This window comes from Burkholderia sp. Cy-637 (genome assembly GCF_011753175.1).
Classification (GTDB): Bacteria; Pseudomonadota; Gammaproteobacteria; order Burkholderiales; family Burkholderiaceae; genus Burkholderia; species Burkholderia gladioli.
Window position 1 is genome coordinate 46,102 of sequence record NZ_VWWC01000033.1, and the last position, 6,000, is coordinate 52,101.

Genomic DNA, 6,000 nt, shown 5'->3' on the forward strand with positions numbered 1-6,000 from the left:
GGTGAATTCCCGCATCCCCGCGCCCCCGCCGCCCCGCCGCCCCGCCGCCCCGCCGCCCCGCCGCATCGCCCGCTCCCCGCAATCCCCCCGATGTCATCGGTCTGCCATCTGGCGCCGATAGAGTCCGGCCTAGACCAGCAAGCACACCCAACCCCACGCCTTTATGCCGAGTTCAGCGCGCGCGTCCCAGTCCGTCCATGCCATCACCAGCCGCGTGTTGACGACGAGCCTCGTCGTCAACCTGGTGCTGATGATCGCGCAGGCCGGCGCCGCCTACGCCGCGCACTCGTCGGGGATCCTGGCCGACACGATCCACGCGGCGATCGACCTGCTGGCCGACGCGCTGCTGCTGCTGGCCTGCCGTCTCGACGCGAAGCTGCCGCCCGAGCAGCGGCCGACCTACGAGCCGGTCGCGCTGTTCGGCCTGGGCGCGCTGCTGCTCGCCACCGGCGCCCAGATGATCTGGCACGCCGCCACCAGCCTCGACGCCCCCGCCGACGTCTCGCCTAACGCGCTGTCCTTCGCGGTGCTGGCCGTCGCGCTCGCCGGCAAGGGCGGGCTTTCGCAATGGATGCTCAAGCGCGCCCGGGCGATCGGCGGTGCCGCGCTGATCGAGGCCAGCGCCTGCCATCTGCGCGCCGACGCGCTCACCCTGCTGCTGGCCACGCTGGCCCTGGCCGGCGCGCGGGCCGGCCTGCCGCGCCTGGACGAACTGGCCGCCACCCTGATTGGCGTGATGATCCTGCGCACCGGCTACGGCTTCGCCCGGCGTGGTTACCAGATGCGCGCCGCCCACGCGGGCTGGGGCAGCCGCGCGGTCCCGCCGCGTTGATCGGGCGAGACTCGCCTGCCGCTTGCATTGCCTCGTCGCGTTCCGCGATCGACCGCCGGCCCTCCCCGTTTCACGACAAATTGCCTGCCAAGGCTTGACGCTGCGTAAGCGGGCCGATTACCATCGCCCCGTCCTCACGACCGGAGCGTTTCCGTGAACCCTGATGCGAGTAGTCATAGTCGGTCCTCGACCGGCTTCCCCATCGCCTGAGGCATACCCACGGAGTTCGTCTCCCGCCGTATCCCGGGCCTCGGGATGCGGCGTTCTTCGGGCCAAGCCGGCCTGATTTCCCCGCTTTTTCCAGATCGCGCATGATGCCGCCGAGCCTTCGGCCCGGCACGCAGCCGCTCGTCCTCGCCACCGCCATGGCATGCCGCTGGCGCGTGTCGCGAGGCGCCGGTCAGCGGCTCGCGCCGCAGCCCGCCGACAAGCACATGGCAAGCCGCCCTTCGGCGGCGTGAACCTCGATCCCGCCCATGGCAGGGCACGCGCCCTGCCCCAATCGACAGGAGTCCAGATGGATAGCGACAGTAGCCCCGGTGGTCCATTACGGCCCGCCGGCGCGTCGATGCCGATCCTCCTCGCGATGGCGCCGGCCGTCGCGCCGGCGGGCCGCCCCGAATTCCGATCCAAGCAGCCGAACGCGCAGGACGCGACGCGGCGGGGAGCCTGCGCGCGCTGATCGCCGCGCCCGACGCTCGCCGCGCGCCGTCATGCGCGGCATCAGGAGCGTTAGATGACACTCAGATTCCTTCGCCGCAACCGCCAGCGCGGTTTCGTCCAGCCCGGCGCGCGAGAGCGCGCCGCTTCCCCGGCCACCGCGCCGATCGTCGCCGAGGCGAACCGTTCGCTCGAGGACGTGCTCGCCCGCCTGCATACCGGCACGCGCGGCCTGACCTTCTCGCAGGCCGAGGACCGCCTCGCCCAGCACGGCGCCAACGAGATCGCGCACGATCGCCCGCCGCACTGGCTGCGCCAGTTGCTGCATGCGTTCCACAATCCCTTCGTCTACGTGCTGCTGGTGCTGGCCGCGATCAGCTTCTGCACCGACGTCTGGTTCGCCGCGCCCGAGGATCGCGACTATGTCGGCATGACGATCCTGCTGAGCATGGTCACCATCAGCGCGGTGCTGCGCTTCGTGCAGGAATTCCGCTCGCTGCGGGCCGCCGATCGTCTCAAGGCGCTGGTGCGCACCACCACCATGGTCCGGCGCCGGCCCACCGCGAGCACCGAGCCGATGCTGCGCGAAATCCCGATCCGCGAGGTGGTGCCCGGCGACATCGTGCAGTTGTCGGCCGGCGACATGGTGCCGGCCGACGTGCGCCTGCTCGCCTCGCGCGACCTCTTCATCAGCCAGGCCGCGCTGACCGGCGAGGCGCTGCCGGTGGAGAAATACGACACGCTCGGCGCGGTGGCCGGCAAGTCGGCGCAGGCGCCGGCAGCGGCAGCCGAGGCGGCCGGCGATGCTGTCGATACGGGCAACGCAGGCAGCACCGATGCCGGCTCCCCTCTCGACCTCGCCAACGTCTGCTTCATGGGCACCAACGTGGTGAGCGGCACCGCCACCGCGCTGGTGATCGCCACCGGCGAGCGCACCGTGTTCGGCGCGCTGGCGAAGAACGTGACGGGCCGCCGCCGCGTGGAAACCAGCTTCGACCGCGGCGTGGCCAGCGTCAGCGCGCTGCTGATCCGCTTCATGCTGGTGATGGTGCCGGTGGTGTTCGTGATCAACGGCCTGACCAAGGGCGACTGGCTCGGCGCGATGACCTTCGCGCTGGCGGTGGCGGTGGGCCTCACGCCCGAGATGCTGCCGATGATCGTCAGCACCAACCTCGCGCGCGGCGCGATCGCGATGGCGCGCCGCAAGGTGGTGGTCAAGCGCCTGAACGCGGTGCAGAACTTCGGCGCGATGGACGTGCTCTGCACCGACAAGACCGGCACGCTCACCCAGGACGACATCCTGCTGGAGCACCACCTCGACCTGCGCGGCCAGCGCGACGACGAGGTGCTGCGCCTGGCCTGGCTCAACAGCGTGCACCAGAGCGGCCAGAAGAACCTGATCGACATCGCGATCGTGACGCGCGCCGATGCGCTCGGCGATCGCGCCAAGCCCTTCGGCTATCGCAAGATCGACGAGCTGCCCTTCGATTTCGTGCGGCGCCGGCTGTCGGTGGTGGTGGGCGATGCGCATGGCGCGCACCTGCTGATCTGCAAGGGCGCGGTCGACGAGATGCTGGCGGTGTCGACACGCTTCCAGGACGAGCACGGCCTGCCGCAGCCGCTCGACGCCGCCACCCGCGAGCGCCTGGTCGCGCAGGCCAATGCCTACAGCGAGGACGGCTTTCGCGTGCTGCTGATCGCCACCCGCACGATCGCCGCGGCCGAGGCGCGCGAGCAATACCGCGGCAGCGACGAGCACGACCTGGTGGTACGCGGCTTCCTGACCTTCCTCGATCCGCCCAAGGATTCGGCCGCGCCGGCGCTGGCCGCGCTGCGCGAGAACGGCGTGGCCGTGAAGGTGCTCACCGGCGACCATCCCACCGTCACGCTGAAGGTCTGCCGCCAGGTCGGGCTGGCGACCGGCGTGCCGCTGCTGGGCGCGCAGATCGACGCGCTCGACGACGCGGCGCTGGCCGAGGCGGTGGAGCGCACCACCGTGTTCGCCAAGCTCACGCCGATGCAGAAGTCGCGCATCGTCACCACGCTGCAGGCCAACGGCCACACGGTCGGCTTCCTCGGCGACGGCATCAACGATGCTCCCGCGCTGCGCGACGCCGACGTGGGCATCTCGGTGGACAGCGGCGCCGACATCGCCAAGGAAACCGCCGACATCATCCTGCTCGAGAAGAGCCTGATGGTGCTGGAGGCCGGCGTCGTGAAGGGCCGCGAGACCTTCGGCAATATCCTCAAGTACCTGAACATGACGGCCAGCTCGAACTTCGGCAACGTGTTCTCGGTGCTGATCGCGAGCGCCTTCCTGCCCTGGGAGCCGATGCTGGCCACCCAGCTGCTGGTGCTGAACCTGATCTACGACACCTCGCAACTGCTGCTGCCCTGGGACCGCATGGACCCGGAGTTCCTGAAGAAGCCGCGCAAGTGGGAAGCCGGCAACATCGGCCGCTTCATGCTGTGGATCGGGCCCACCTCGTCGGTGTTCGACGTCAGCACCTACCTGCTGATGTGGTTCGTGTTCGGCGCGGGCGCGCTGTATCACGCGCAAGGCGGCGCCGCCGGCCAGGTGGTGATGAACTCGGGCTGGTTCATCGAGAGCCTGGTCTCGCAGACGCTGGTGGTGCACCTGCTGCGCACCCGCCGGATCCCGTTCCTGCAGAGCACGGCCGCGCTGCCGGTGCTGCTCTCGACCGTCACCGCGATCGCGCTGGGCTGCTGGCTGCCGTTCTCGCCGTTCGCGAACGCGCTGGGCTTCGTGCGGCTGCCCGGCAGCTACTGGCTGTGGCTCGCGGCCACCATGCTCGGGTATATCGTGCTGGCGCAGACCGTCAAGACGATCTACGTGCGGCGCTATCGCGAGTGGTTCTGAGCGCGACGCGCCCGGCGGCCCGCTTCAGGGCTGCGCTTGCGGATGGCGTTCGCGCCATGCCGCGAGCGCGGCCTTGTACTCCTCGAGCGCGGTGTCGTAGAGATCGAACACGCAGGGCGAGCAGCCGGATTGGCAGCAATCCTCGAGCTCGGGCGGCACGGGCGCCTCGGGGCGCGGATCGTCGGCGGGCTCGGTGGCGGAACAGGACGGGGGGATTGGCGACTTCGACACGGCGGCTGGGCTGGCTGGGAATCGTAACGAGCCGCCAGTATAGGCCGATCGCCCCGGGGCCGTGCCCGGCCCCGAGGCTTCATCAGCGGCAACCGCCCTGCTTCGCCGCCTCGTCCTGCGGTTCCACCACCCGGCGCGGATCGAGATCGAGATTCGTCATCAGGCTCTTGACGGTGCGGATCACCTGCCCTGGCGTGATCAGGCGCGAGCATTCGAACTGGCGATCCGTGCCGGCATGGCGCGGACACCAGGCGAAGTCGCGATGGTCGAACTCCACCGAGGTATCGTTCCAGCAGCTATTGCAGACGTGGTAGTTGATCACGCGCCACGGCGTCTCGAACTCGTTGAGCGGATGCGTGAAGCCGCTGATCATCACCACCGGCTTGCCCAGCGCCCAGGCCAGCCACGACAGCCCGCTCGACAGCCCGATGAAGAAATCGGCATGCAGCAGCAGGCTGGCGCGCTGCTGCAGCGGCAGGTCGCCGGTGAAATCCTCGCTGCCGTAGGGGATCAGGTTCCACATCAGCTTCTCGCCGTGCGCCGGCTGCTTGTCGATGCAGAGCACGCGGTAGCCGCTCGCCTTCAGGAACTTCACCAGCTCGTACCAGCCGGTCGGGTGGTTCCAGTACTTGCATTGCGAGGAGGACTGCGCGGCGATCACCACGTAGGGCTCGGCGATCAGGCGCGTGGTGTCGCGCACGGCGATGCGCGGCCGGCGCTCGACGGCCATCAGCCCGAGCAGGTAGGGAATGGTCTTCTGCAGGCCGCTGACGCGGAAGTCGGTCGGCTGGTGGGTGCGGTCGTCGCAGGGGAAGAAGATGCCGAGGTAGTAGCTCGCGTAGGCGCCGGCCAGCGCCTTCGCTTCCTCGTCGGGACGCACGTAGTCGAGCTCCGGATAGGCGTCCTCGAACAGCGACCAGAGCGCCTCGCCCATCGAGACCGACACACGGCAGTCGTGCACGCGGCGGAATTCGTCGACGTAGGGGAACCAGGCCAGGATGTCGCCGAGCGTGCCTACCGGCAGGCGCATGTAGACGCGCTGGCCGCAAGCGTCGTAGTCATGCTCGAACACCAGTTCCTCGTCGCGCAGCACCTCGATGCGAAAGCGCACGAAATATTTCTTCGTGCTGCTGACCACCCCGTCGTCCACCAGCTCGTCGAACAGCACCACGTCGGCGTCCAGGTCCAGCAGGCGCACCCGCCACGGCCCGGCCGGCACCTGCACGCGGCAGCCGTAGTTGAAGTCGTAGCGGATCCCGTGCGGCCCTTCGAGCACCGGCGCGCCCGGATCGACGATCGCCGCCGGGCCGCCCTCGAATACCGGCTCGGGCGGCGCATCGGCGGTGCCGGCCGGGCCGCGCGCCTCGACCGGCGTCGCCGCGGGGCCGACCGGCAC

4 protein-coding genes are annotated in these 6,000 nt (G+C 69.9%); 2 read left to right on the forward strand and 2 right to left on the reverse strand.

The window, feature by feature from the left end; all coding sequences use genetic code 11:
* Window positions 1–163: 163 nt before the first annotated feature.
* Window positions 164–832, forward strand: coding sequence for a cation diffusion facilitator family transporter (locus F3J10_RS12305; RefSeq protein ID WP_025099918.1), 669 nt, complete (start codon window positions 164–166; stop codon window positions 830–832).
* A 736-nt stretch (window positions 833–1,568) separates the two neighbouring features.
* Window positions 1,569–4,373 (forward strand): magnesium-translocating P-type ATPase, encoded by a 2,805-nt coding sequence (gene mgtA / locus F3J10_RS12310; protein WP_167242198.1) that lies wholly within the window; start codon window positions 1,569–1,571, stop codon window positions 4,371–4,373.
* 24 nt (window positions 4,374–4,397) lie between these two features.
* On the opposite strand, the gene F3J10_RS12315 is transcribed toward mgtA, so the two are convergent.
* Entirely contained in the window at window positions 4,398–4,604 is a 207-nt protein-coding gene (locus F3J10_RS12315; RefSeq protein ID WP_167242199.1) for an oxidoreductase-like domain-containing protein, read from the reverse strand.
* A gap of 82 nt (window positions 4,605–4,686) precedes the next feature.
* On the reverse strand, window positions 4,687–6,000 hold a 1,314-nt coding region (locus tag F3J10_RS12320; protein WP_205200272.1), incomplete at its 5' end, for an autotransporter strand-loop-strand O-heptosyltransferase.

Bases quoted from the DNA above. Each gene is read 5' to 3' on its own strand.
- mgtA (WP_167242198.1), top strand. From the start codon at position 1,569: ATGACACTCAGATTCCTTCGCCGCAACCGCCAGCGCGGTTTCGTCCAG.
- F3J10_RS12305 (WP_025099918.1), top strand. From the start codon at position 164: ATGCCGAGTTCAGCGCGCGCGTCCCAGTCCGTCCATGCCATCACCAGC.